We start from the raw sequence: 25,340 nt of genomic DNA on the forward strand, positions 1-25,340 counted from the left end.
TCACCCGCAGCCGCCTCGGACGCCTCACCCGCCAAGGCTTCCTCACCCAACCCGGACGAGGCCGCTACCAGAAACGGACTTAACGTCCACTCAGGAGAGCAGGGTCACGTCGAGGTAGTCCTGCACCGGCTCGAACAGTCCGTACGGCACGTACTCCGGGATCTCACCATGGGCGACCCAGGCCAGTTCGGCCAGCTCCTCGGTGTCCGCCACGTGGGCGGTACCGCCCAGCATCTCGCACGCGGTGTACGACATCAGCCGGCCCGTCTTCGGGTGGACACGCTCGCCGAGCAGCTTCACGGCCGCCACGGTCAGCCCGGTCTCCTCCTGGGTCTCTCGCACGGCGGCGTCCTCGCGGGCCTCGCCGGGCTCGACCTCTCCGGCCGGGAACTGCCAGGAGAGCTGTCCCTCGCTGACCCGGCGGCGCACCATCAGCACGCGTCCCTCGTTCACGACGATGGCGGCGGCGATGCCCGGGCGCTCGTCCGTGTTCTGGTTCGTCACGTCTGCTCCTCCAGGACGGCCAGGATGGGTGGGAAGATCGTATCGACGGGGATGAAGCGGGGCACCGAGTTTCTGGGGACCCACATGACGTCGATGTTCTCGGCCGCGTCGCTGTTCGTGGCCTCGCCGGCCAGGTACTCGCACAGGAAGTACTCGCACAGCACGCCGGTTACGGGGTGAAGGCGGTTCCCGAGGTGCTGCCGGATCGCGCAGTGGACACCCGTCTCGTCCAAGGTCTCCCGCACGGTGGTGGTCTCCGCCTTGCCGCCCGGCTTGATGACGCCGGCCGGGAACTGCCACGTGATTCCAGCGGCGTCGTCGTCCCGTCGGCACACCAGGAGGACATCGCTGTCGCGGGCGACCACCGCGATGGCCACCCGCAGCGCCTGAGCGCCTGACGGTGTCGAGTCCGCGGGGGCCTGTTCCTTCGCCAGCAGGAGCGCGAAGCGCTGTCGGGCGGCCGGAGGAGCCTGCTCATGGGCCGTGTCGAGGAGCTGCTGCATCTCCCTGCGAGGCACGACGGACGCGTCGGCGTGCCAGGTGGCCACCGTTCTCACGGCGATGCCCAGTTGTGCGGCGAACTGTTCGTTTCCGAGTCGTAGGGCGGACTGCAGCAGGCAGGCGTACCGGCCGCTCCAGCGCTCGATCACGTCCACAAGACCGTCCCCTTGTCGCCGCCCCGGTGCAGGAATCCGCGCGCCGAAAGTGCACTCCCACTGCACTGGCACTTCATGGTCACGCGGGAAGGGCCCCGGAAGAATCGGAGTCACCAGGGGCCAAGGAATCACCCATCGAAGGCTCAGTCCCTGGGAGGCGTATGAGAGGCGCGAGAGCGCCAGACGACCACAGGGAGATTCTAGGTGCGTAACCCCAGCGGATAGCGGAGAAAGAGAAGTTGGCCGAATCGGGCCTCTCGATGAGCTGATCGGCCACACCTTGGCCGGCATTCGCCCGTCCGGGGCATTGCCCGCATGCCCGAACCGCCCTGCCAGCGCCGGTAACCTCAGCAGATGACGGCTGATCGTCCGTCATGTTCGGTTGCTAGCAAGGCGAAAGGGAGTCAATGGCCGAGGTTCAGGCACACACTGTCGAGCGCACGCTCGTCCTGCTCAAGCCCGATGCGCTGGCGCGTGGCCTGGCAGGAAGGATCATCACGCGATTCGAAGACGCCGCGCTGAAGATCGTCGGCACCAAGATGAAGTGGATGGACGAGGAGTTCACCCGCAAGCACTATTTCGATCTTGAAGAGCGACTGGGGTCGGAGGTCTACAACCTCACGGCGACGTTCATGCAGCAGGGGCCGGTTATCGCCCTGGTGCTGGAGGGCTTCGACGCCATCGCCACCGTCCGCAAGATCGTCGGCAGCACGTACCCGAACCAGGCTCCGGCCGGCACGGTGCGAGGCGACTTCTCGCACTACAGCGCGGCAGCCAGCATCGCCTCTGGCAAGGCGGTCGCGAACCTCGTGCATGCCTCCGGCAACGCGGAGGAGGCCAAGCAGGAGGTGGAGCTGTGGTTCGACAAGGACGAGCTGCAGGACTACAAGACGCTGGCCGAGATCTACACGTACTAGCAGCGGGTCACGGCGTCACCACGGGTACGCCAGGGCGTTGATCACCACTGGGGCACGACCGTTTGAACCGAGAGGGCACCATGACCAACCAGACCCGCCTGGCCTCCACCGACGAGCTGGAGTCGATCTTCCAGCGTGAGCTGGCGACCGACCGGTGGGCCGCCACCGAGACCGCGTACGCCCTGGCCGTGCGCCACCGCGACCTGGGCGACTGGCCCGCGTCGCAGGAATGGGCCCAGCAGTGCCTGCGTCTGCTGGAGGACTTCCCCAGCGAGACGGAGGAGCAGGTCGCCACCGGCCGTACGTCGGTGGGAGGCGTCCAGCTGCCGACGTACCTGCACTCGGGTGTGGTCGAAGAGCGCTTCGGCACCCTCGGCTGACACCCGCCGCATCACCGGGGTGATGCGGCCGGCACCCGCATCGGCCGCATCACCCCACGTTCGACCATCAACCCCATAGCGATCGCCCGACCGGACAGCCCCCTCGCGGCAGGGTCCGGCTGGCTTCGCCATGCCTGAAACGAGGAGGCAGCAGCACCGTGGCCGTCGAGATCGAGATGCGCGCCCGCTTCACCAAGGAGGTCCACGACCAGCTCGTCACCCGCCTGAAGGCGGACGGGGAGGACCTGGGCCCCGACGACAAGCACATCTACTTCTACGTGCTGCCCGACCAGCTCCTGAAGGTCACCGACAACAGCGCCGCCGGCACTGCCAAGATCACCCTGAAGGGGAGCAAGATCGGGCAGGGTGCGGCCTTCGTGGAGACCGAGTTCGCCATCGCCCCCTCCGACGTTCCCGCCGCGGTGAAGGTGTTCAACGCCCTCGGGTTCGAGGCGGCGATGCACGAGGCGTTCAACTTCCGTCACAACTTCCGCCTCGACGACGTCGAGATCGCGGTCAAGTGGAGCGAGGCGTGGGGCTACCACGCCGAGTTCGAGGTCCTGCTGGAGGACGGCGCCCCGGACGCCGCTCGCGCCGAGGCCGAGGCCAAGATCACGGACGTCGCCACGACGCTCGGCGTGACCCTGATGACGGAGCAGGAGCTGGCCGACTTCACCGCTGCCTTCGAGTCGGCCGAGAAGGAGCGCAAGGAGCGCGAGCAGCAGGCTGCGCCGATCCGGTAGGGAACATCACCGCGGAGACCACCAAGGGGGTGGGCACGAGTGAGCACGACCCCGTTGACCGCAAGTCTGATCGACCTGGCTGCCCGAGGGCAGCTCCCGCTCCACCAGCACATGGACCACGCCACCATCGCGTGGATCAGCGACCACAGGCCCGACCTCCCGCCGGCAACGCGGCCGGCCTTGCGCCCGCAGTCGAAGGAGCTGCTCGCGCACGGCGGGCTGCCCACCCGGTGGTGGGCCGACCCCCGCCTGTACACATCGCTCCACGGCGTCCGGCACGCCATGAGGACGGCGGCGCTCGCCGCCGTCCTCGCCGAGGCGAACGACCTCGACGACGCCGATGCGGCCACGGCGATCCTCGCCGCCGCTGTACACGACTGCCAGCGGCGCCACGACCAGGACGACTGCGGACATGGCGCCCGCGGGGCTATCTGGCTCGCCGCGAACGCCGACACCGTCTGGGGCCACTTCGGCCTCGCCGCCACACCCCGGCGGATCGTGCAGGCGGCCACCGCCGTCCGACTGCACGACATTCCGTACGAGGCGTTCACTGCGGACGACAGGTCCGACCACGCCCGGGCCGAGCGCATCACCGACCTGGTCAAGGCCGCCGATGCCCTGGACCGATATCGCTTGCCCAAGCTGAAGTGGTGGCCGGAGTCCCGGTACGTCCGTGAGCCCGCCTTCGACCAGCTGCGCGGCCTCGCCTTCGACCTTGTCCTGGTCTCGGAGCGGGCCTACCTCGCCGGTGCCAGCGGCACCGCGGCTGTCCGCTACGCGCTCGCCGAGAAGGGGCTGGTCTGACCATGGACTTCCTCGACGCCTACCACCTGTGGGCCGACGCCCACGCCTTCTTCGACTCCACCCTCATCCCCAGCCCCTCCGACCACACCGACCCGCTTGCCACCCAGGCCGCGGGTTGGGACCGACGTCTCGCCGAGGAGACCCCGAACGGCCACCTGCTTCGGCAGAACGCCCTCTTCGAGGCCCTGAGCGGAAACGACAAGCTGCACCTGCTGCACGTCACCCACGCCCTGGAGGAGATCAGTCGGCAGGGAGTGCTCTACCCGTCGGGCGGCTGCCTCGTCGGAAGCATCTACTGCGCGCCGCTCACCTCGACCGACCAGGGCTTCCGCATGCACAACCTCGGCGCCTACGTCCTGACCAAGGAAGCGCCGGCCTTCCTGGCCAAGCTCGGCGTCACCGATCGCGTCCCCACCCCGCTGATCTTCGAGATCGACACCCCGTCGCAGGCGTATCGCGGTCTCGCCGGCGTGGACTACCTGCGGTTGGGCCTCATCCACCTGCAGATCTACAGCCACCTCGAATACCTGCTGAGTAAGAACGAGCGGCACCAGCTTCACGAGACCGTCGTCAGCCGGGTCAAGAACTCGGCCGCGTTCCTCGCCACCGCTGCCGCTGTCGCCTACCAGGGCACCCAGGTCGACGCCGAGCCGTTCCTCAAGCTGCTCGACGAGACGATCCCCCGGCTGCCGATCCTCGGCTACCTGTACTTCGAAGCAGTCGCCGAGTACCTGATGCTCCACTCGGCCTCCCGCCACACCCGGCGCCTGGCCGAGCTCGGCGAGCTGAACAACTGGCTGTACAAGGAGATGCTGTTCGTCTCCTTCCCCGCGATGGAAGGCAAGTTCGACCTCGCGAGGTTCCGTCCCCGTCCGAAGCAGCTGACCGCGCTCATCCACCGAGTCGACCCGACCATCGACACCAGCCACGCGAGCGCGTACCTGGTCGAGCGGATCAGCTACCTCGTCGCCGCCCGCCTCTTCGCGCCCGGCGACGCCCCCGAAGCGTGGCACCACACGCGCTGGGAGTTCGACTCCCTGGCCACGCAGCTCGGACCGCTCCTCGGTCACCTCATCCACCGGGAACTGCGCACCTTCGGCCGGTACCCCGACTTCTACTTCTACTTCGACCAGCACAAGGCGCTGCAAGCCTGGAACTACTGGAACCACATGGACATCGTCGCCCCGTTCAACGGCACGATGCCCAAGGGCGAGATCGGCATCAACCCGGCCTACCCCAACCTCGACTACCGCGTCTGGCGCGCCGAGCAGGACGACACGGGCCACCTCCACCCGGCCGAGGAGCTCGCGCTGACCATCGCCCCGCGCCTCGTGGACATCAAGTACACCCTCATGCGCAACAACCAGTGGACCGCCCCCGCGCCCAGCGCCGCCTGATCACCGCCGCCGCCATTCGCGGCCCACCCCACCCCGAGCAACCTCACACGTAGGAGATCGTGATGAGTCCCTCCGGCATGCCCTCCGTCGACCTCCTCGGCGAACAGATCGCCTCGGTCCTCGCCGACACCGCCACCACCCATGGCCTCGCCCGCACCCTCCGGGCCGCCGCCAAGGAGATCGAGCTCCACCGCTACCACCACGCCAGCCGGCGCGCCTGGCCCAACGGCCGCATCGACGACAAGCCCGCCAAGGTGCAGATCGGCGGCGGAGCCCACCGCATCGACGGCTTCTTCAACATCGACCTCGTGCCGCCGGCCGACCTCCTCTGGGACATCCGCGAGGGCATCCCCCTCCAGGACGACAGCACCGACGAGATCTTCTCCGAACACTTCCTGGAGCACATCGACTACCCGCGCTCCGCCAAGCACTACGTCCGCGAAGCCCGCCGCGTCCTCGTGCCGGGCGGCCGGATCATCACCGGCGTCCCCGACGCCGCCTTCGCCCTGCGCCAGTACCCCGGCCCCATGGACACCTCCGACGAGACGATCGAGCGCTGGTACGCCAAGCGCGACTGCCGCGGCGACATCAACACGCGGCTCGACCTCGTGAACCTCGTCTTCCGCGACCAGGACGACGACCCCACTTACACCCCGCACCTGTGGGCCTACGACCACGAGAAGCTCGTCCAGCTCTTCACCGAGGCCGGCTTCACCACCGTCGAGCCCTGGACCTTCGACCCCACCATGGCCAACCCGAAGCGCCGCTGGGGCAGCGTCTACGTCGTCGCCACGAAGTAAGCCCCTCAAACTGCCCGCGAGGCCGAGACGCCCCGTCCCTAGCCGTCCCGGCCTCGCGGGCCTCCATCCACGCCACAGCGCCGCACCCGCCCGGCCACGCCGCCGAGGGAGCCACCCGCATGAACCAGGTCCCATTGCCCACCAGCGAACTGACCCTCGCCGCCACCCCCAACGCCGTCGCCTGGGCCCGCCGCCACACTGTCGACATCCTCCAGCGCTGGCGCTTTCCCGCCGAGGGCATCGAGGTCGCCCGGCTCCTCGTCTCGGAGCTGGCCACCAACGCCATCCAGCACGCCCGCCTCGCCGAGATCGCGGAAACGGCCGCCGAATCTGCCAGCATCGGCACGATCCTGCTCAGGCTCTGGCCTACCGACGGCGGCATCATCCTCGCGGTCAGTGACCCTGACCCCCGACCGCCGGTACCTCGCGCTGACGACGCCAGGGCCACCGGGGGCCGTGGACTCGTCCTTATCCAGGCAATGGCCAACCGCTGGGGCTACTTCCCCACGCAGCCGCTCACTGGGAAGGTCGTCTGGGCCGAAGTGCCCAGCCATCCGAGGGCTGCGCTCAGAGAGTCGGGCGGCCCAGAGATCACCCCACTCGTGATGGGGCGAGCTCTCGTAGCGCTTCGCGATCTGTAGGACCCCTGCTGATCACCACACGGCAGTCACATCAGCGTCAGGGCGCTGTACCTCGTAGCCCTATCAAGGCCGGCCTGAGGCTGTGAGGCACCGCACACTGCACCCTCCGGACGGTGCCTATCCGCAGAACCGCATCACCGACGACTCGCAACCGTCGGTCGCTGTCGGCGGCGGCCGGTACCTTTGCAGTGAGTGTTGTGGTCCGCGTTTGACATCGCGGACCGATCGAGGTGCATGGGAGTGGTCGCGGGTGACGAATGGGCGTCTGACCCTGTCGTGGGTCGGCAGGGACGAGGCCCTGCGGAACACGGCGGACGGTGGATACGAGTGGGTTTCACGGCAAGACCCGCGGGTTACCGAAGTCCGGCTATTGCAGGAAACCGGCAAGGCCGGCGATGTCACCGGCACGGCAGCGGACAACCTTCTCATTCACGGCGACAGCTATGACGCCCTGCACGCCCTGGTTCGTAACCCAGAGTACGGTGATCACTACCGCGGCAAGGTAAAGCTCGTCTACATCGATCCGCCGTTCAACACGGGCCAGGCTTTCCAGCACTACGACGACGCGCTCGAGCATTCTGTGTGGCTCACGATGATGCGTGACCGACTTGTGCTTATCCGTGACCTTCTTGCCCCTGGCGGATCGGTCTGGGTGCATCTGGACGATGCTGAGATGGCGTACTGCCGCGTTCTCATGGACGAGGTCTTCGGACGTGGCAACTTCGTCGGGACTGTCGTCTGGCAGAAGATCCACGCTCGCAACAACTCCGCCCAGCACCTCTCCTCGGTGCATGACTACCTCCTCGTCTACGCCCGCTCCAAGAGTGATCTTGTGCTCAACAAGATCGATCGCACCGAGCTGAGCGACCAGGAGTTCTGGAACCCGGACAACGACCCTCGTGGCCCCTGGCGCAGGTCGGACCTCACGGCCTCCCACGCATACGAGGACGGCCGCTATGAGGTGGTCGGTCCACACGGCGATGTGTTTTCCCCGCGAGGCAACCGTTGGTGGTCGTGCTCAAGGGAGACATTCGACGCACTGCGTGAGGACAACCGGCTCTGGTGGGGGAAGACGGGGCGTACCTTCCCGTTCCGAAAGCGTTTCCAGTCGGAACTGGGTGGCCTCGTACCTACCACCTTCTGGACCCACGACGAGGTCGGCGACAACCGCCAGGCGAAGGCCGAGGTGACCAAGCTCTTCGACCGGTCGCGGATCTTCTCGACCCCGAAGCCTGAGGCTCTCTTGAAGCGCGTGATCCAGATCGCCACTGACCCGGGCGACGTTGTCGTCGATGTGTTCGCTGGCTCGGGCACCACCGCTGCCGTAGCGCACAAGATGGGACGCCGTTGGGTGACTGCCGAGATCCTCGAAGAGACGGCTGAGACCTTCACCCATCCCCGTTTGGAGAAGGTCGTCGCCGGCGACGACCCGGGGGGCATCACGAAGACCGTTGGATGGGAAGGCGGAGGGGGCTTCAGGAGCCTCAAGGCATCGCCGTCCGCGTTCGAGATCGTCGATGGCCGAGTCTTCCTCGCGGATTGGGTCAAGGGCGAAGACTTTGCTGCCGTCGTCGCAGCCCAGTTGGGCTTCATGTACGACAGCGCCGACGGTGGGCCGTTCTGCGGCACGAAGGGACGTGCTCGGCTGGCCATTGTCGACGGCGTCGTGGACGAGGTTGTGGCCCGAGGTGTTATTGGGCATTTGGACGAGGGAGAACGAGCAGTGATCGTCGGCAGGGGCGTCACGCCCGAAGCTGAGAGTCTCATTGCGGAGCTGAGCCGGGGGTCCAAGGTGCTTAAGGCGCCTCGCGACCTGGTGCGTCGCGGGAAGGCTGTGCGATGACCTGGATCGACTACGACGCCTCGCTCGTGGACGACATCGCGGCGAGGTTGGACCTTCGGGCACCCAATGCGTCGGCCGTTCGTGCGGTTGCCGAAGCTATCGCGGACGGGGACGGCCGCGAAGTGGTGTGCGACCTGGCGACGGGCGTCGGTAAGACGTACATCCTTGCCGGCCTGGTGGACTACCTGGCCGCGCAAGGAGTTCGGAACATCCTGGTCGTCACGCCCGGCACGACGATCCAAGACAAGACGGTCGCCAACTTCACTCCTGGGCATGCGAAGTTTGTGAACGGTAGTGACGTCGAGCCGTTGGTGATCACCTCGGAGAACTTCTCCCGAGGACAGGTGGGCGACGCCCTGCACGACGACACTGTTACGAAGCTGTTCGTCTTCAACGTGCAGCAGTTGATCCGGCCCAGCGACAAGACGTCCAGGCGGGTCCGGGCCCGAGACGAGTTCATCGGCACGGGTCTCTACCAGCACCTTCAGCAGGTAGAGGACCTCGTCGTCATCGCGGACGAGCACCACGTCTACAGCTCAAGGGCCAAGTCGTTCAACCAGGCCATCGAGGACCTGGGCGCGCGGGCAGTCGTCGGACTCACCGCAACACCTGCACCAGGTGTCAAGCCGATCTTCCAGTACTCCCTCGCCGAGGCCATTGCCGACGGCTTCGTGAAGATCCCTGTGATCGTCTACCGCCCGGATGGCCGGAAGGACGAGAGCACGGTCCTTGCCGACGCTTGCCACCTGCTGCGGATAAAGGACGCCGCATGGACTGCCTGGGCAGAAGCACAGGGCAGGACCCCGGTGCACCCTGTGCTGTTCGTGGTATGCCGTGACATCCCCGACGCCGAGCGTGTCGCGAACAGGCTGACAGCCGACGACATGTTTCCCGACGAGGGGCAGGTGCTCACCATCACCTCGCAGTCGAGCGACACCGCACTGCGGGCCTTGGCTGAGGTGGAAGAGGCCGACTCGCCGGTGCGCGTCGTGGTCTCGGTGAACAAGCTGAAGGAAGGCTGGGACGTCAAGAACATTGGGGTCATCGTCGGCCTGCGCGCTCTCGCGTCGGAGACCCTGACGGAGCAGGTCCTCGGCCGAGGGCTGCGGTTGCCTTACGGGCGCCGGGTTGGTACCCCCATGGTGGACACGGTTGACCTCGTTGCCCACGAGTCCTACCGGCAGTTGCTGGCCAACAAGGACGCGCTGCTGCAACAGGTTCTGCCCGCTGATGGCGGTGACCTGGACAAGGACCGTCCGCAGCCGGCCCCTGTTGCGAACCAGCCGAGCAGCGGCGATGAGCAGCAGATCCTGACCTTTACGTCCCGTCCGCGTGTCATCGGTGACGACTTGGTGGACGGCTCTCCGTTGCTGCATGTGGAGTCGTTTGACGCTGTCATGGCCCAAGGCAAGCGTGACACGAAGGCCGTCGCAACGCTTCGCGCCAAGGTCCCCGGTGCGCCGACGATCCGCTTCCCCAGGCGTGAGCGGGAGATTCTTCCTGTTCGTTTCTCCTTCAGCTACATCGACAACGCGGCCGCGCGGTCTGAGGGCGCCGCGTACAAGCACGAGTTCAAGGTCCCGTTGGTGCGGCAGGCGGTCGACGCACAGCGTGGCATGGACAGCAAGGTGGACACGTTCGTGACGGCAGCCGAATCGGTTGACGCCACCCAGAAGTTCATCTCAGTCTCCGAGCTCCGCAACGATCTCTTTGGGCGGATCTGGAACAGCGGTTACGTGGAGGAGACGCTTGCCGAATCCCGAGCGGCCGAACGCGTTGTCCGCGAGTTCTTGGCGGGAGCCGGCGTCACCGCGGAAGACCAGGAGCACGAGTGGGGTGAACTGCGTGCCGCCCAGGCAGCCACTGCCCTCGGCAAGTTGGTCAAGACTGCCTACGACACCCGTAAGCTCCAGCCCGCATACGCCTTCCGGCCGGTAGACGTCCCGACTGTTCCGCCGCCGCCCATGCCCTCGAACGTCGTCAGCAAGTGGGCGGATTTCCGTAAGGACCTTTGGTACGAGGGCTGGGAGCACTCGGTCGAACCGGTTGCTTCCTTCGATGCCGGCAGCACCGAGTACGCCATGGCGCACCTGTTTGACGCGAGCCCTAGCGTCCAGTGGTGGCTGCGCAACTACGACCCGGGTCCCATCTGGATCGAGCGGGACAACGGGAAGAAGTACTATCCGGACTTCATCGTCCTCGACGCCGAGGGAACGTACTGGGTCGTGGAAGGCAAGGCTAACGACCGAGCGAATGATCCCGAGGTGTTGGAGAAGCGGCGAGCTGCTGAGGATTGGGCACGCTTCGTCCGGGACTATGGCGAGTTCGGCACGTGGCGGTACATCTTCGCGACCGAGAAGATCATCAAGGATGCCAGGGGGTCGTGGGAGTCCCTGATCGCGCTTGCCAAGCCAGAATGATCAACCTTGTTGCGTGAGCGCTGCGTGAGCGGACTGGGCGGCACCGGGGCGGACCAGGCATCACGTTGATCAATGCGGCAAGCCTCTGATCAGCGGAAACGGGATTGAGCGGCACCGCTCAGCACCACCCGGGATGATCTTGCGGGCCCTCGTAATGCGTAGGTCTCGGGTTCGAATCCCGAAGGCGGCTCTGTGGAAGCCTCAGGACTCACTCGCCGTGACCTGGGGCTTTTGCTATTCCGCGACCTTTCTTCTGTTGGTGCGTCAGCCCAGAGGTCCCGCCGCGCGCCCCCTGGTGGCCGTGCTGGTGACGAAGGCCAACTCGTGGCAGAGGGCCGGAGATGCCAGGTCGCGGTCGCGCATCCGGCCGTCGCGCACGTACTTTCTGGCAGTCCTCGAACGCGTGAGCCTCGTAGCCCTCGGGCCCGGCTTGGGCTTATGCGGATCGGAAGGTCGCGCAGCGTGCTCGGTTACGGGACGCAGGCGTCGTAGAGACGGGGGCGGTCGGGGCCGCCATAGGGTAGGAGTGCTTAAGTGTTGCCGTAGAACAATTTGATTGTGCTGATGCTTCGGGGTGCGGCAGGTTCGAGGGCATGCGATCCGACTCACCCTGGCGCGTCCCCGACTTCCGTACGCTCTTCTCCGCGGCCGTCCTCAGCCAACTCGGCACCAACGTCGGATACGTGGCCGTTCCGCTGATCGCCGTCGAGGCGCTGGACGCGAGCCCCGGCGAGGTCGGGGCGCTCGCGACCCTCTCCACCCTCGCCTTCCTTCTCATCGGCCTTCCCGCGGGGGCGTGGGTGGACCGGCTGCCGCAGCGCCGGATGCTGATCGTGGCGGACGCGGCCCGTGGGCTGCTCCTGGCCTCCGTGCCCGTCGCCTGGTGGTGCGACGCCCTGACCCTCGCGCAGTTGTACGCCGTCGTACTGCTCAGCGGCTGCGCCACCGTCTTCTACGACGTCACCGGCCAGAGCATCCTGCCCCGGTTCGTCGGCCGCGACGGACTGGTCCCCGCCAACGCCGCCATGGTCAGCCTGATGGCCGTCACCAACGTGGCCGGCCGCGGGGCGGGCGGCGGCCTGGTCCAGCTGCTCACCGCGCCCCTCGCGGTGGTGGTCACCGCCGTGAGCCATCTGGCCTCCGCCGTACGGCTCCTGTGGCTCAAGGAGACGGCTGCCCCTGCTGCCTCGCCCCACTCGATGCGGGAGCCGCTGCGGACCCAGATCGCCACGGGCGTACGGCACGTCCTCGGACACAGGGAGCTGCGGGCGCTCGCCCTGTCCGCCTCGCTCACCAACCTCGGCTCACAGATACTCAACACGATGATGCCGGTCCTCTTCGTCCGCGAACTGGGGCTCTCCGCAGGCGTTCTCGGTCTCTACTGGGCGGCCGGCGGCGTCGGCCTGCTGCTCGGCGCCCGCTGCGCCCGCGCCGTGGCGGCCCGCCTCGGCTTCGGCCGCACGCTCGGTCTCGCCGGGCTCGTACTCGCTCCCGCCGGCCTCCTCGTCCCGCTCGTCGGGCACGGCCCCTGGCTCTGGGTCGCGGGCGCGGGGTGGCTGTGCGCCATGTTCAAGACCGGGATGGACAACGTCCTCGGCGTGAGCCTGCGTCAGCGGATGACCCCGGACGTGCTGCTCGGCCGCATGAACGCGACCTTCCGCTTCCTGCTCACCGGCGCCATCGCGATCGGCGCAGCGATCTCGGGCCTCCTCGGCGAACTCGTCGGTCTCCACGTCACCCTGTGGGTGGGCGGCTCCCTGCTCGCCTGCGCCTTCCTCCCGGTCTTCCTCTCGCCCGTCCGAACCCGCCGCGCGCTCCCGGCAGAGGCGGGTTCGGACGGGGCGGGGAGCGTCCGTCCGGCTCCGCTTCCGCGCGTACGGGAGGGGTGATCCCCGCCGGGCGGTCGGCGGGGAGGCCTCGCACCTCACTCCGGCAGGGGCTCCACGTCCAGGCGGTCGAGGTGGTTCGGGTCCATCAGGACGTCGGCCGCCGTGACGCGGCCCTCGATGACCGTGAAGGCGATCACCGCGATCGGGCCGCCGCCCGGGGCCGCCACCAGGCCCGCCGCGCCGTCGACCAGGGCCATGCGGGCCGACCGGGCCCGCTCGGCGAGGCGGGCCGCGACGGCCGTGGGGCCGTGGGCGGCCGCCGCGCCGGACCGTACCGCCTCGGTGTCCGCCCCCAGCAGCACGTCCGGATCGAGCAGCTCACGCAGCGCGAGAAGCTCGCCGTCGCGTGCGGCGGCGAGCACCGCGGCCACCACCTCCCGCTGGCGCGCCAGGTCCGGTTCCGGCATCTCCTCCGTACCCCGCACGCGCGTGCGTGCCCGGCTCACCAGCTGCCGCGTGGCCGCAGGCGTGCGCTCAAGGACCGGGGCGATCTCGTCGACGGGCACCGCGAACATGTCGTGCAGTACGAACGCCACCCGTTCGGCGGGCGTCAGCGTCTCCAGGGCCGCGTCCTCGGACCGGTGCGGGGTGCGACCGGACTCGGCGGCCGACCACGGATCCCACGGGTCCTCGCGCCGTGCCGCGCGCGACCGCAGCCTCGCCAGGCAGGCGCGCGCGACGGCCGCGGTGGTGACGGCTGAGGTGGTGTCGGGCGCGGTGCTGTCGGGCGGGGTGGTGACGGCTGAGGTGGTGTCGCGCACGGGAATGTCGGGCGCGGGGGTGTCGGCGGCGGTGTCGTCGAGGCGTCGCGCGCCCCGCGCCTCCCGCACCGCGTCGTCCGCCTCGTCGGACGAGCCCAGCAGCCGGTACGCCACCGCCTGCTCGTGGCTCACGGCACTCACCGCTTGATCGGCCACCGCTCAGTCGCCGTGCCCCGGTCCGCCGCTGCCGAAGCCGCCGCTGGAGATCCCGCCCCACTTGCGCTTCTCCTCGCTCGGCGGTTCGGACGAGGTCTCGGAACCGCTCTTCAGCTCGTACGGCATGAGCCGGTGCTCGCCGTCGGTCTGGGGCATCTCCGTCGGCTTGCGGTACTCGGATGTCTCTCCGGGAAGCCCGCCCTCCGGCCGGTGCGGCTGCTCCTCCGGCTTGGGCGTCGGAGACTCCTTGTCCCTGACCCTCATCCCGAGCCAGAACGCGCCGATCAGTACGGCGACCACGACCAGGCCGCCGAGAACCTGGGCCATCCCGGACTGCCAGACGCCGGCCGTCGTGACCCCTGCGGAATCCACGAGAAAACCGTTCATACTCCAGAGTTACCCAATTCTCGCCAATCTGAGCAATCCGGGGCATTTCATGAAGCTCGAAGTCGTAGAACGCCGTACGAACCTCGTGTGAAACATTTCCCCGGGCCCGTCGCGTCAATGAGGTGTACGGCGACCGCGACGGAGGGGAGGGACATGAGGCAGTCCCGCGCGGACGAGTTCATGGAGTTCGCCACTGCCAGAACCGGCCATCTGTTCCGGTCGGCATGCCTGCTGACCAGCGGGGACACCCATCTCGCCGAGGACCTCGTCCAGGAGACGCTGGGCCGGATGTACAGCCTCTGGGGGCGCGTCCAGCGGATCGGCAACCCGGCCGGGTATGCGCAGACCGTCCTGGTCCGCACGTTCCTCAGCCACCGGCGGCGACGCTCCGCGACCGAGCGGCCCCTCGGCGAGCTGCCGGACCGGGCCCCGGAGAACGGTGACGACCCGGCGCTCCGGATCGCCCTGCTCGACGCGCTCGCGGCCCTCGCGCCCAAGGACCGGGCGGTGGTGGTGCTGCGGTACTGGGAGGACCGCAGCGTCGAGGAGACCGCCCAGGCGCTCCATGTGAGCTCCGCGGCGGTCCGCACCCGCTCGACGAGGGCACTCGCCAAGCTCCGGGAGCGGCTCGGCGGCAGCCTCGTCGAGTTCGCGTCCCACTGACCCGGCACGTCGCACGCTTCCCACTCTTTCTTTCACCCATGGACCGGAGACGGTGATTCGGCATGCCTCTGAACGAGGGACACGACGGTTTCGCGGAGGAGTTCGGCCAGGCCCTGCGCCGCACGGGAGACGGATTCGCCACGGAGGCCGGCCGTGAGCTGGCCGCCGGCGGTCTGACCCGCGGCCGGCGCCGGCTGATGCGGCGCCGCGCGGCCACGGTGACCGGCGGTGTGCTGGCCTTCGCCGTGGTGGGCGTCGGCGGGATCCACGGCGGAAACCTGCTCGGTGGGGACCAGGGGGCCAAGGGGGAGGGGGGCGGGGAGTCCTCGGTCGCCGCGCCGAGGGAGACGACCCCGCCGCCCGCCAAGGGACCCGCGTCCACGCTCAGGGTCAAGGACCTGGCGGCGGTCCTCAAGGCGAACACCCCCGCCGGGACCTGGACCATCCCCGACGAGGAGGCCAAGGGCGAGTACGTCTCGGGCGTCTACCAGGACGGCAAGGGCGAGGCGGCCGTCTCCGTCGGCCTCTCCCGGGCCGGCGAGACGGAGGAGGCGGGCGCGGGGCAGGTGAAGTGCCCGGACGAGACGTTCGTCCCGCACGACGGGTGCACCAGCGAGAAGCTGCCGAACGGCGACCGGCTGATGGTCATCCAGGGGTACGAATACCCGGACCGGCGCGAGGAGACCAAGAACTGGCGGGCCGTCCTGCTCACCAGGGACGGCTTCCTCGTCGACGCGAGCGAGTACAACGCCCCGACGGAGAAGGGCTCCGCCGTCACCCGCGCGAACCCGCCCTTCAGCCCCGCCCAGCTGAAGGCCCTGGTCACCGCCGAGGGATGGCGGCCGCTGTTCAAGCAGCTGGCCGTGCCCGAGCAGAAGCCCGTCCTGCCGGGCATGGACACCGCGCCGCCGGAGCCGGACGGCCAGGCCGTGCGGGGGACCCTGCGCGCGCTGCTCCCCAAGGGGCTGAAGGTGACCTCCCAGGGCGGCGACGGCGCGTTCGCGTACGTGGTCGTGGACGACGGCAGGGGCAAGAGCCTCGTCCAGGTCAACGTGCAGAACGGCATGGACGGCGTCGCGGATCAGCTCTTCGCCGGAGCCACGAGGCTGCCCGACGGCCGGCTGGTGAAGGTGACCGAGCGGCCTGGTGAGAAGGGTGGCGCGGGCGTCGTCTGGTGGACGGCCGACATGATCCTGCCGTCGGGCTTCCGGGTGGTGGTCTCCGCGTTCAACACCGGCGCGCAGCACCAGGCCGCGACGCGCGCCGAACCCGCGCTGACGACGGACCAGCTCAAGGCGATCGCCCTCGACGACCGGTGGCTGAAGTTCTCGTGAGGTGACGTCCGCGGCGCGTCATGCGCGCGCCGTGCGGCGCCCTCAGGAGCGGGTGGGCCGGGCCCCGGCGGGGGCCCGGCCCGTGTGCCCGTACGGTCGTGGCCCGTACGGTCGTGTGCCCGTACGGTCGCGTGTCCCTACCGTGCCCTGTCCGCACGGAGGGCTGGCCTCCGGCGTACCGGCCTGCACGGAGGGCCTGTCCTCCGGCTGTACCGGCCGTGGCTGTACCGGGCCGTACGGAGGGGCGTCCTTACCCCCGCCTCCGCCCGTCCGTACGGCCGACCCAGGCGGCCGTCACTTGGCGTCCGCGTACCGCTCCACCGTGGCCGTCGTGAACGGAAAACGCACCGGCGTCGCGCCGAACGCGATCCGCCCCGCCTCGTCCCCGGCCGCGCGGATCGCCTCCGTGACCGCCTCCGCCTCCTCCGCCGGGCAGTGCACGATCACCTCGTCGTGCTGGAAGAAGACCAGCTCGGCCCGCATCCCCGCGAGTGCGCGGCGCAGGGCGGCGAGCATCAGCAGCGCCCAGTCGGCGGCGCTGCCCTGGACGACGAAGTTACGCGTGAACCGGCCGCGCGCCCGCGCGTTGCCGGAGGCGTATCCGGGCGTGAACTCGCCTTCCCCCGCCACTGGTTCGTCCGCGCCCTCCTGAGGGATGCCCGCCTCCTCGGCCTCGCCGGCGCCGACCGCCCGCGGGCTGGTCCGGCCGAGCCAGGTCCGTACGAGCCGGCCCTCCTCGCCGGCCTTCGCCGCGTCGTCCACGTAGGCCACGGCGCGGGGGAAGCGGCGGCGCAGCGCCGCCAGGTTCTTCAGGCCGTCGCCGCTGGTCTGCCCGTAGATCGCGCCGAGCAGGGCGATCTTCGCGTGGTCGCGGTCGCCGGCGAACGCGCGGTCCGAGAGCCGGGTGTACAGGTCGTCGGGGTGCCCGGCGACCTCCATCAGACCGGGGTCGCGGGAGATGGCGGCCAGCACCCGGGGCTCCATCTGGTCGGCGTCGGCCACGACGAGCCGCCAGCCCTCGTCGGCCACGACCGCCCGCCGGATGACCTTGGGGATCTGCAGCGCGCCGCCGCCGTTGGTCGTCCAGCGGCCGCTGACCGTGCCCCCAGGGAGGTACTCGGGGCGGAAGCGGCCGTCGCGCACCCAGTCCTGGAGCCAGGACCAGCCGTGGGCGGTCCAGATCCGGTACAGCTTCTTGTACGCGACGAGGGGGGCCACCGCCGGGTGGTCGATCTCCTCCAGCTCCCAGCGACGCGTGGACCGCACCCGGATCCCGGCCTGGGCGAAGGCCTTGACGACGTCGGCGGGCAGATCGGGGCGGACGCGGCGACCGAAGGCGGCGGACACCTCGTCGGCGAGCTCGGCGAGGCGCCGGGGCTCCCCGCCGCCCGCGTACCGCTCGCCCAGCAGTTCGTGCAGCAGCTCGCGGTGTACGTCGGCGCGCCAGGGCAGTCCGGCCCGGTTCATCTCGACGGCCACGAGCATGCCCGCGGACTCGGCGGCGGTGAGCAGCCGCATCCGGCCCGGGTGCTCGGCCCTCTCGTGGCGGCGCTGCTGCTCCGTGTAGACGGCGAGGAGGTCCTCGAAGGAGACGGCGGTGGCGCTGGGTCTCGCCTCGAAGAGGGAGTCCTGCGAGCCGGGCTCGGCGGCCCGCTGGGGCGGATCGGGCGGTACGGGAGCGTTCCGCAGCCGTGCGAGGGCGGCGGCCGCGGACCGGGGCTCCCCGAGCCGCCCCTCGTGGCCGAGGAGGAGGCCCTCGGCGACCTCGATGTCGTAACAGCGCTCGACGCGCACCCCGGCGGCGAGGAGCCGGGGATGGACGGCGGTGGTGGACCGCCACACCCACCGGGCGACACCGGGCCGGGAGCGGACGGCCTCGACGAGATCCGGTTCGTGGAGGACGGGTCCGGCGGGCAGCGCGTCGGGGCCGAGGGGGACGAGCCGCGCTCCGTCCCCCTCCGCCTCGGCGTCCACCACCCACCGCTCGCTCACGGGTGCGAGTCTGGCACCCCCCACTGACATCAGCGGCCCCGATCACGCGCCGCGTGCGGTCATGCCGCCTTGTGGAAGAGCGCGGCGGCCTCTCCGCGCGAACCGACCCCCAGCTTCGTCAGGATGTTGGCCACGTGGAACTTCACCGTGGACTCGCTGATGTGCAGCTCCTGCGCGATCTGCCGGTTGCGGTGGCCGAGCGCCAGATGGGTGAGGACCTCCAGCTCACGGTCGCCGAGGTCGGCGAGCGGGTTCGCCGTACCGTCGGGCGCGTCCGAGGTGGCCAGCGGGATCACGGCCGTGAGGGTCGTGCCCCAGCCCTGGACCGCGTCCATGTCCAGGCGGCCGCCCAGCACCTCCAGACGGTCGGTGATGCTGCCCGCCCCCAGATCGCAGCGTTCGAGCGTGCCCGAGCCGTCGTCGCGCACCGTCGCCCGCAGCTCGTGCTCGGTCAGCTGCCAGCCGACGTGGACCCGGCGCACGGAGTCCTGCTCGAGGATCACCAGGAGCAGCGCCCGCACGATGGCCCGCGCGCTGTGCGCCACGTCCGCCGCGAGCGAGCGGCCGGAGTCCGGCGGGCCGAGTTCGAGCCGGACCGGGGTGTGCCGGAGCATCGGCCGCAGATCTTCGGCGAGCCGGGCGAAGGCCTGCGGGGCCGGTTCCTCGGCGATCGCCCGTTCCCGTTTGGTCGCGGCGCGCATCTCGATCAGTGCGGAGGCCGTGAGGTCGATGGCCGTCGCCCGGGCCGTGGCGTCGTCCAGAGCCCGGCTGCGCAGCACCCCGAGCACCCCGGAGACGGCGGCCGCGTGGGCCGTCGACAGCTCTGCGATCACCCGGGCGCGGGTGTCGGAAGCCGTGCGCGATCGGGCCAGCGCCCCCGGCAACGCCTCCACCGAGAACCGGTCGAAGTGACTGGTCACCAGGTCCCAGAGGGCCTGCGCCACGGCGAGTCCGTCCTCGTCGACGGGCCCGGAGCCCTCGTCCCGTACGAGGACGAGGACGGACCGGCGCGCGGTCGCGTCGCTGGTGACGGCGACGACCGCGCGCTCGGTGCCGCCGATCGTGGCTCGCCCCTGCCAGGGCCTTCCCGGGACGCCGGAGGCCAGCATCGTGGTGAGTTCGGCCGCGACGAGCAGCTCCGTATCGCCGACGGTCTTGAACGGCGAGTGGGCGCAGTGCGTGGAGAGTTCGGCGGCTCCCCGGTGCGGGATCAGGGGCGCGAGGGCGGCCGAGAGGCGGGGCAGGATCTCCCCGAGCGGCTGCCGGATGATCTCGTACGCGGTGGTCAGCGTGGTCGCGTCCATGGGACTCAGCGTAATCAGGGGGCTGGTTCAGGTGGCTGTCCTTTCGGCCAGGTGAGACTGGCCGTTGGGAGGGCGGGGCGGCCGGGGCGTCGGGAGCACGCTTGATCCATCGAAGCAGGCGAGTGTTCAACGAGGGTCCACGGAGGCCGAGATGGAAGCGATCACGTACGAGAGGTTCGGCGGCCCGGAGGTCCTGCGCCACGAGGCGGGGGCGACCGTGCCCGAGCCCGGCCCCGGGCAGGTACGGGTGAAGGTGGCGGCGGTCGGCGTCAACCCCCTCGACTACAAGCGGCGCTACGGCTGGGTCGAGGCGTTCTACCCGACCACCTTCCCGGCCGTGCCCGGGCTGGAGTTCGCCGGCACGGTGGACGCGCTCGGGGGCGGTGTGACGGGCGTCGAGGCCGGTGACGAGGTGTTCGGCTGGACGACGACCGGCGCCTACGCCGAGTACGCCCTGGCCGAGGTCTTCGTCCCCAAGCCGGCCGGCCTGACCTGGGAGCAGGCTGCGAGCATCCCGGTCGCGGGGGAGACCGCTCAGCGGGTCCTGGACCTGCTCGGCCTGCGGGAGGGCGAGACGCTCCTCCTGCACGGTGCGGCGGGCGCGGTCGGCGCGCTGGCCGTGCAGCTCGCGGTGGCCGCGGGCGTGACGGTCATCGGCACCGCCTCCGCACGCAACCACGACTTCCTGCGCGGCCTCGGCGCGATCCCGGTGACGTACGGGGAGGGCCTGGCGGACCGCGTACGGGCGGCCGCACCCCAGGGCGTCGACGCGGTCTTCGACGCCGCGGGCCACGAGACGCTGCCGGTCTCGATCGAGCTGACGGGCGGGAAGAGGGAACGGATCGTGACGATCGCGGCGGTCGACGCGGAGGAGCACGGCATCGTCTTCAGCGGTGTCACGGTCGACCCGCCCCTCGCCCGCACCTGGCTCACCACCCACGCCCGCCTGGCGACGGAGGGCCGGCTGCGCCTCGACATCGCCGAGACCTTCCCTCTGAAGGAGGCGGCGAAGGCCCAGGAGCTGAGCGAGTCGGGGCACGTGCGGGGGAAGTTGGTGCTGCTGCCGTAGGGCTCGACTAGGAGTAGCGGGGCAGGTCCTCGGTCGAGATCGTCCAATGGGCGATGGTGACGTCCTCGCCGTAGACGAAGTCCTTGCGGGTGGCGTAACGCGGGCCGTCGGGCGTGGTGTGGATGTCGGAGAACACGGCGCCCGTCCCGGTACGGGGATCGAAGACCGCGTACACCGGAACGCCGATCAGCGGGTAGTCCCGCAGTTTGCCGATCCAGTCGTTGTCGGGGTTGGAGCGGGACGTGATCTCGATGGCGGCGACGAGGGTGCGGGGGTCGAAGGCGCCGTCGCCTTCCATGTCCGCCTCGGGGATCACCATCACGTCGGGGTGACGCAGGATGCCTTCAGGCTCGTCCTCGACATCGGGTTCGCCCGTGTGGGCTGCCAGTTCGTCCGGCATGACCTTCTCCAGGCGCTTGCGCACGCGGAACACGGTCAGCTCGTGGGGACGCTTCGGGACCATCATGTCGTGAACGATTCCTTCTTTGGTGATCTCGAACCTGCCGGAGACGGTGTCGTCCAGGTTCTCCACCGCCGCGCGCATGGTCCGGTAGTAGGGGGAAGCGGTCGTCATGGCGCTGGCTCCTCGTCCGTGCCCTGGGGCCCGAGTCATCAGCTTCATGCTAGGCGGCCTCTCTTCGTTCGGGGTTGCACTCGCGGCAGCGGCCGGGGGCGGGGGACCGGAACGCCAGGTCGCAGTCTTCGCAGGTCTGGAAGGGGTCGGGCGCGGGAGGCCTGGCGGGAAGGGGTGGGGGAATCAGGGCCGTGAGCCGGTGGGCGAGGAGCCCGGCCGGGTGTCTGAGCGGGTCGGGAAGGCAGGCGGAGAGCGTGCGGCGGACGGCATCGGGGTTTGCACCGCGCTCGAACCAGGCGGTCACGCCGGGGGCGAGGCGCTGGACGTCCCGCTCGGCGAGGAGGAGCCGTGGCTCGTCGAGGTGCAGCCCGGCGAGGAGCTCGGCGGCGGGCCTGTGCGCTTCGTCGAGCAGCGGGGGCGGGGGCGGGGGAGGCGACTTCGGAGCCGGAGCCGGAGCCGGGGCCGGGGCCGGGGCCGGGGCCGGCGCGGGGGCCGAAGCCGGGGCCGGGGCCGGTGGCGACGGGGGTGCCTCCGGTACGGCCTCAGGCGCGGGCGTCTCCGTTACGAGCGGTTCCGGCACCGGCGCCTTCGGTGGTGTCGGGCGCGGGAGCTCCGGCGGCGTCTCCGGTGGGGGCTCAGGTTCAGCCCCTGGTCGGTTGTACGAGACCGTGCGCGGGACCAGCCGCCCGTTGGGCAGGCGCTCGTTGAAGCGCTTCAGATAGCCGTGGGCCTCCAGCTCGCGCATGGCGGCGGCGACACGCAGCTCGCCCTCCGGAAAGCGGTCGGCCACGGCCTTGATACCCACGGAAGCCCCGGTGGGGAGCGACTGGATGTGGACGGCGAGCCCGATCGCCAGCAGCGAGAGCTCGCGGTGCTGGGCGAGGTGGTTGCCGACGACCGTGTACCGGGTCGTGTGGAGGACGTTGACGTGAATGAGCCCGGAGGCGCGCGAGGTCGCGCTAGGCTGCGAGTAAGCCATCAGGAAGCGCTACTTCCGTGGTGGTCAGGCCCTCGATCGGGATCGCTAGTCCCGTCGGGGGCCGACGTCTGTCTGGGGGTTGTCGGCGAGAGCATATGCCAGGCAACCGGCCCCAAATCCAGCCCAGTTGGCATAGATCACCCGTGTGAGTGACCGGTGCTCGGCGGGGAGGCTGGAGGGGTGGGGTGGGTACTTTCCCTCCGGTTCTTTAAAGCTTTTCCGTCGTGGCGCACCGCGTCGCGGAGCCCCGCTGCACGGCAGCCCGGTCGCACGGAAGCCCGATCTCGGCCCAGACCGTTTTGCGCGGAACGGGACCTGGCGTTCACGCCCTACCGGTCCGCGAGGGCCTCGACGGTGAGGAGTCCGCGCCCCGACGGTGTCGGTCGCCTCGACACGGAGCGTGGCCGCCGTCGCGGTGGGCGCCAGGTGGAAGTCCCGCCCGGGGAGGCGACCGTGGGTCGCCGCGTTGGCGGAGAGCTGGATTCCGAACTGGCGTACAGACGCCAACACTTGGGCGGTTTCGTGGTTCGTGTCACCCAGCGTGGTGGGCCGTGCGTACGCTGCCCAGCGAAGAAGCCCTTACGTAAGGTGATTGTCCCGCGACTGTCCGGCGGTGTCCCGGCTGTTCCGCGCGGCCGTCGGGTAAGGCGGCGCTGAGCACAGGTACGGCATCACGGAGGTGGGCGGGCGTGAGCGTGGTCGAGACGGACGAGCCGGGCTGGGAAGTCGATCCGGACGACGAGTCGATTGCTGGGAGAAACATGATCCGCAAGCCCGAGCCGGCGTGGTTCAAGAGCAGCTACAGCAGTGGCACCGATGGCGAGTCCTGTGTCTAGGTCGCCACCACTCCCGGCGCCGTCCACGTCCGTGACTCCAAGGGCATCGACATCCCCCACCTGGGCCTCGCCCCCTCCGCCTGGACCGCCTTCGTCTCGTACGTGTCCGTCGCCCAGGGCTGACAGGGCGGGGCGGTGGCCCGGCTCCGACCCTGGACACCGCCCCGTCCACCCACTTTCGCCGCTCAGCGCGTCAGGCGCCACGCGGGGAGCGCCGCGCAGGCGATCGCGACCAGGCCGCACGCGCCGGCCGCCGCGCCCACGGCGCCCCACGGCACGGCCAGGGCCACCGGCGCGGACAGGGCCGTCAGCCCCGCCCCCAGCGCGCCCAGGTTGATCGCCGTCACGACGAGGCCGAGGGCCGTCCCGACGGCCACGGCGAGCGCCGCCTCGCCCGTCACGACCCGCAGGATCTGGGGCCGCGTGGCGCCCGCCAGCCGGAGTGAGGCCAGCTCTCCGCCCCGTACGGAGGTCGCCATCAGCAGCGTGTTGGCGAGCGCGATCACCGTGTAGACGAGCGCGATGCCGAGCACCAGGAGCAGCCCGAGCCGGGTCTGCGGGCTGGCCGCCGGGTGCGTGGCGGCCGCCCACTCGTCCACGGTGCGTACCGTCCCGCCCGCCGCCGTGAGGGCCTCCGGCGCCACTCCGGCCGCCGCCTCGACCCGGTCCACCGTGGCCCCCGGCGCGTTCGCCCGCGTCACGTACGGGCCGTTGTCGCCCGTCCCGAGTGCGAGGACCGCCACCACCCGCAGCGCCACCGGTCCGCTGCCGTCCGCGCGCCACACCTCGACCCGCTCGCCCACCGTCCGCCGCTCCCACTCCTCGCTGACGACGATCGACCCGTCATCGAGATCGGCCACGTTCCCCGCCACCATCGGCAGCCGCGCGAGTTCCGCGAAGGCCGCCGGGTCGGAGACCGCCCGCGCCCCGTACTTGACCAGCGCCTCGGCCCCGTCCCGTACGAAGACGGACGTCGTCGCGGTCGCCGAGGCACCCGGCACCGGCCGCAGGTCCTCGCCCGTCACGACCCACGCCGCGCGGGTCTGCGCCCGTGCCTCCGCGGCCTTCGCGCTTGTGACCGAGGCCGCCGAACCGAGGAGCGAGCCCGCCAGTGAGACCGTCACCAGGACCGGCGCGGCGACGGCGGCGGTACGGCGGACAGCCGCCGCGCTGTTCTCCCGTACGAGCATCCCCGTCGCGCCAGGCAGTCGCAGCGCCCGCGCCACCGGCCGGACCAGCGCCGGGGCCAGCAGCGCGACGCCGGTGATCAGGAGCATCGGCACGGTCGTGTACGTCTTGCGCTTGAGCAGTTCGGACGGCTCCGTGGCCGCGGTCCACACGAGCACCGCGGCGCCCGCCAGGAGCAGGCCCGTCCCGAGCAGCGCGCGGCCGAGCGGCAGGACGTCCGTGTCGACGTCCGCCTCGCGCAGCGCCGCCGCCGGGCCGACCTTCCCGGCCCGCCGCGAGGCGGCGAGGGCCCCTGCGACGGCGACGGTCACGCCCGTCCAGAAGGCCAGGTGGAAGGGCCAGGTGGCGTCGCCGATCCCGAACCACTCAGGGGCCAGATCGCCGTCCACGAGCACCCGCGCCAGCCACGGCGCACCCCACGCGCCCAGCGCGCACCCGGTGGCCGCGGAGAGGACCCCGACGCCCGCGGCCTCCGCGAGGAGCATCCGCCGCACCTGACCGGGTGTCGCGCCCGCCGTCCGCAGCAGTCCGAACTCGCGGCGTCGCAGCGCGACGGCGAAGGCGAAGGTGGAGGCGACGACGAAGACCGAGACGAAGGCGGTGACGCCGCCCGCCGTCCCGAGAAGGGAGTTGAGGGCGACGAGCGCCTCGGCGTCCCGCTCGGGCTCGGGGCCGGCGCGCAGCCGGTCGTGCCCGGTGAGCACGCGGGCCCGGTCGCCGACGAGGGTACGGACCTCGGCGGCGGGGCCGTGGACGCCGACGGCGTCGGGGCCGCCCGCGGTGGTGACGGTCCAGCGGGCCTTCAGCTCGGCAAGGAGTTCGATATCCACAGGCTGTGGACGGTCGAGTTCCCGTGAGACGGAGGCGGTGTCCGGCCCCCGCCGGACCTCGACGGTGACCGCGTCCCGCCCCTGCACGACCACCGGCGCGGACGCGAACCGTCGCGGTTCGCGCTCCGGGGCGTCGAAGGTCGAGGCGAGGCCGAGGCCCATGGTGGCGAGGAGCCCGACGCCGAGGGCGAGGGCGACGAAGCTGCCGAGGAAGGCGGCCCAGCGGGCACGGAGGCCGGAGAGAACGACGGTCAGCATGCGACGGCCTCCGTC

The 25,340-nt window shown here is 70.4% G+C and carries 22 protein-coding genes and 1 pseudogene; 14 read left to right on the top strand and 9 right to left on the bottom strand.

Annotated elements, in window-relative coordinates:
- Positions 1-90: 90 nt before the first annotated feature.
- Together ACFUJR_RS13665 and ACFUJR_RS13670 are read right to left on the bottom strand one after the other, a co-directional pair.
- The gene (locus ACFUJR_RS13665; RefSeq protein ID WP_383168218.1) at positions 91-504 is read right to left on the bottom strand and encodes an NUDIX hydrolase; all 414 of its coding nucleotides are present in this window, start codon (positions 502-504) and stop codon (positions 91-93) included.
- Positions 501-1,160: an NUDIX hydrolase gene (locus tag ACFUJR_RS13670; RefSeq protein WP_383168215.1), complete on the bottom strand. Its 660-nt coding sequence runs from the start codon at positions 1,158-1,160 to the stop codon at positions 501-503. The genes ACFUJR_RS13665 and ACFUJR_RS13670 overlap by 4 nt, the downstream gene beginning before the upstream one ends.
- Before the next feature lie 407 nt (positions 1,161-1,567).
- On the opposite strand from ACFUJR_RS13670, the gene ACFUJR_RS13675 reads away from it, so the two are divergent.
- From ACFUJR_RS13675 to ACFUJR_RS13720, 10 genes are all read left to right on the top strand, one after another.
- Entirely contained in the window at positions 1,568-2,077 is a 510-nt protein-coding gene (locus tag ACFUJR_RS13675) for a nucleoside-diphosphate kinase (RefSeq protein WP_030344300.1), read from the top strand.
- 80 nt (positions 2,078-2,157) lie between these two features.
- The gene (locus tag ACFUJR_RS13680; RefSeq protein WP_383168211.1) at positions 2,158-2,457 is read left to right on the top strand and encodes a hypothetical protein; all 300 of its coding nucleotides are present in this window, start codon (positions 2,158-2,160) and stop codon (positions 2,455-2,457) included.
- Positions 2,458-2,615: 158 nt separating this feature from the next.
- Positions 2,616-3,200 carry a hypothetical protein gene (locus ACFUJR_RS13685; RefSeq protein WP_383168208.1) on the top strand — a complete coding sequence of 195 codons (585 nt, stop codon included), beginning with the start codon at positions 2,616-2,618 and terminating at the stop codon, positions 3,198-3,200.
- 39 nt (positions 3,201-3,239) lie between these two features.
- Positions 3,240-4,004, top strand: coding sequence for a hypothetical protein (locus tag ACFUJR_RS13690; RefSeq protein WP_383168205.1), 765 nt, complete (start codon positions 3,240-3,242; stop codon positions 4,002-4,004).
- 2 nt (positions 4,005-4,006) lie between these two features.
- Complete coding sequence (locus ACFUJR_RS13695) at positions 4,007-5,401, top strand: hypothetical protein (RefSeq protein ID WP_383168202.1); 1,395 nt, start codon at positions 4,007-4,009, stop codon at positions 5,399-5,401.
- Positions 5,402-5,463: 62 nt separating this feature from the next.
- A complete protein-coding gene (locus ACFUJR_RS13700) occupies positions 5,464-6,201 on the top strand; it encodes a class I SAM-dependent methyltransferase (RefSeq protein WP_383168199.1) in 738 nt (245 codons plus the stop codon).
- 119 nt (positions 6,202-6,320) lie between these two features.
- On the top strand, positions 6,321-6,842 hold the full coding sequence (locus ACFUJR_RS13705; RefSeq protein ID WP_383168197.1) for an ATP-binding protein: 522 nt from the start codon (positions 6,321-6,323) through the stop codon (positions 6,840-6,842).
- A gap of 250 nt (positions 6,843-7,092) precedes the next feature.
- On the top strand, positions 7,093-8,685 hold the full coding sequence (locus tag ACFUJR_RS13710; RefSeq protein WP_383168194.1) for a site-specific DNA-methyltransferase: 1,593 nt from the start codon (positions 7,093-7,095) through the stop codon (positions 8,683-8,685).
- Positions 8,682-11,105 (top strand): DEAD/DEAH box helicase family protein, encoded by a 2,424-nt coding sequence (locus tag ACFUJR_RS13715; RefSeq protein WP_383168191.1) that lies wholly within the window; start codon positions 8,682-8,684, stop codon positions 11,103-11,105. The genes ACFUJR_RS13710 and ACFUJR_RS13715 overlap by 4 nt, the downstream gene beginning before the upstream one ends.
- Positions 11,106-11,698: 593 nt before the next feature.
- A complete protein-coding gene (locus tag ACFUJR_RS13720; protein ID WP_383168188.1) occupies positions 11,699-12,994 on the top strand; it encodes an MFS transporter in 1,296 nt (431 codons plus the stop codon).
- 35 nt (positions 12,995-13,029) lie between these two features.
- Here the strand turns inward: ACFUJR_RS13720 and ACFUJR_RS13725 are convergent, their stop codons facing one another.
- Both ACFUJR_RS13725 and ACFUJR_RS13730 read right to left on the bottom strand, forming a co-directional pair.
- Positions 13,030-13,887 (bottom strand): sigma factor-like helix-turn-helix DNA-binding protein, encoded by an 858-nt coding sequence (locus ACFUJR_RS13725; RefSeq protein WP_383450402.1) that lies wholly within the window; start codon positions 13,885-13,887, stop codon positions 13,030-13,032.
- A gap of 27 nt (positions 13,888-13,914) precedes the next feature.
- Positions 13,915-14,298 carry a DUF6479 family protein gene (locus tag ACFUJR_RS13730; RefSeq protein ID WP_383168181.1) on the bottom strand — a complete coding sequence of 128 codons (384 nt, stop codon included), beginning with the start codon at positions 14,296-14,298 and terminating at the stop codon, positions 13,915-13,917.
- Positions 14,299-14,451: 153 nt separating this feature from the next.
- Here ACFUJR_RS13730 and ACFUJR_RS13735 point away from each other — a divergent pair, with 153 nt between their 5' ends.
- Positions 14,452-14,961 (top strand): SigE family RNA polymerase sigma factor, encoded by a 510-nt coding sequence (locus ACFUJR_RS13735; RefSeq protein ID WP_383168178.1) that lies wholly within the window; start codon positions 14,452-14,454, stop codon positions 14,959-14,961.
- A 62-nt stretch (positions 14,962-15,023) separates the two neighbouring features.
- Positions 15,024-16,295, top strand: coding sequence for a hypothetical protein (locus ACFUJR_RS13740; protein WP_383168175.1), 1,272 nt, complete (start codon positions 15,024-15,026; stop codon positions 16,293-16,295).
- 294 nt (positions 16,296-16,589) lie between these two features.
- Here the strand turns inward: ACFUJR_RS13740 and ACFUJR_RS13745 are convergent, their stop codons facing one another.
- On the bottom strand, positions 16,590-18,287 hold the full coding sequence (locus ACFUJR_RS13745) for a bifunctional 3'-5' exonuclease/DNA polymerase (protein ID WP_383168173.1): 1,698 nt from the start codon (positions 18,285-18,287) through the stop codon (positions 16,590-16,592).
- A gap of 59 nt (positions 18,288-18,346) precedes the next feature.
- Complete coding sequence (locus ACFUJR_RS13750) at positions 18,347-19,591, bottom strand: LuxR C-terminal-related transcriptional regulator (protein WP_383168170.1); 1,245 nt, start codon at positions 19,589-19,591, stop codon at positions 18,347-18,349.
- Positions 19,592-19,742: 151 nt separating this feature from the next.
- Here ACFUJR_RS13750 and ACFUJR_RS13755 point away from each other — a divergent pair, with 151 nt between their 5' ends.
- Positions 19,743-20,660, top strand: coding sequence for an NADP-dependent oxidoreductase (locus tag ACFUJR_RS13755; protein ID WP_383168167.1), 918 nt, complete (start codon positions 19,743-19,745; stop codon positions 20,658-20,660).
- A gap of 7 nt (positions 20,661-20,667) precedes the next feature.
- Here ACFUJR_RS13755 and ACFUJR_RS13760 read toward each other — a convergent pair whose 3' ends face one another.
- A complete protein-coding gene (locus ACFUJR_RS13760) occupies positions 20,668-21,273 on the bottom strand; it encodes a Uma2 family endonuclease (protein ID WP_383168165.1) in 606 nt (201 codons plus the stop codon).
- A gap of 10 nt (positions 21,274-21,283) precedes the next feature.
- A complete protein-coding gene (locus ACFUJR_RS13765) occupies positions 21,284-22,213 on the bottom strand; it encodes a helix-turn-helix domain-containing protein (protein ID WP_383168162.1) in 930 nt (309 codons plus the stop codon).
- A gap of 761 nt (positions 22,214-22,974) precedes the next feature.
- Here ACFUJR_RS13765 and ACFUJR_RS13770 point away from each other — a divergent pair.
- Positions 22,975-23,172: pseudogene (locus tag ACFUJR_RS13770) on the top strand (DUF397 domain-containing protein).
- Positions 23,173-23,234: 62 nt separating this feature from the next.
- On the opposite strand, the gene ACFUJR_RS13775 reads toward ACFUJR_RS13770, so the two are convergent.
- The gene (locus ACFUJR_RS13775) at positions 23,235-25,325 is read right to left on the bottom strand and encodes an FtsX-like permease family protein (protein WP_383168159.1); all 2,091 of its coding nucleotides are present in this window, start codon (positions 25,323-25,325) and stop codon (positions 23,235-23,237) included.
- Positions 25,326-25,340 lie beyond the last annotated feature (15 nt).

It is taken from the genome of Streptomyces sp. NPDC057271 (assembly GCF_042668715.1).
In the GTDB taxonomy this organism is placed as follows: Bacteria; Actinomycetota; Actinomycetes; order Streptomycetales; family Streptomycetaceae; genus Streptomyces.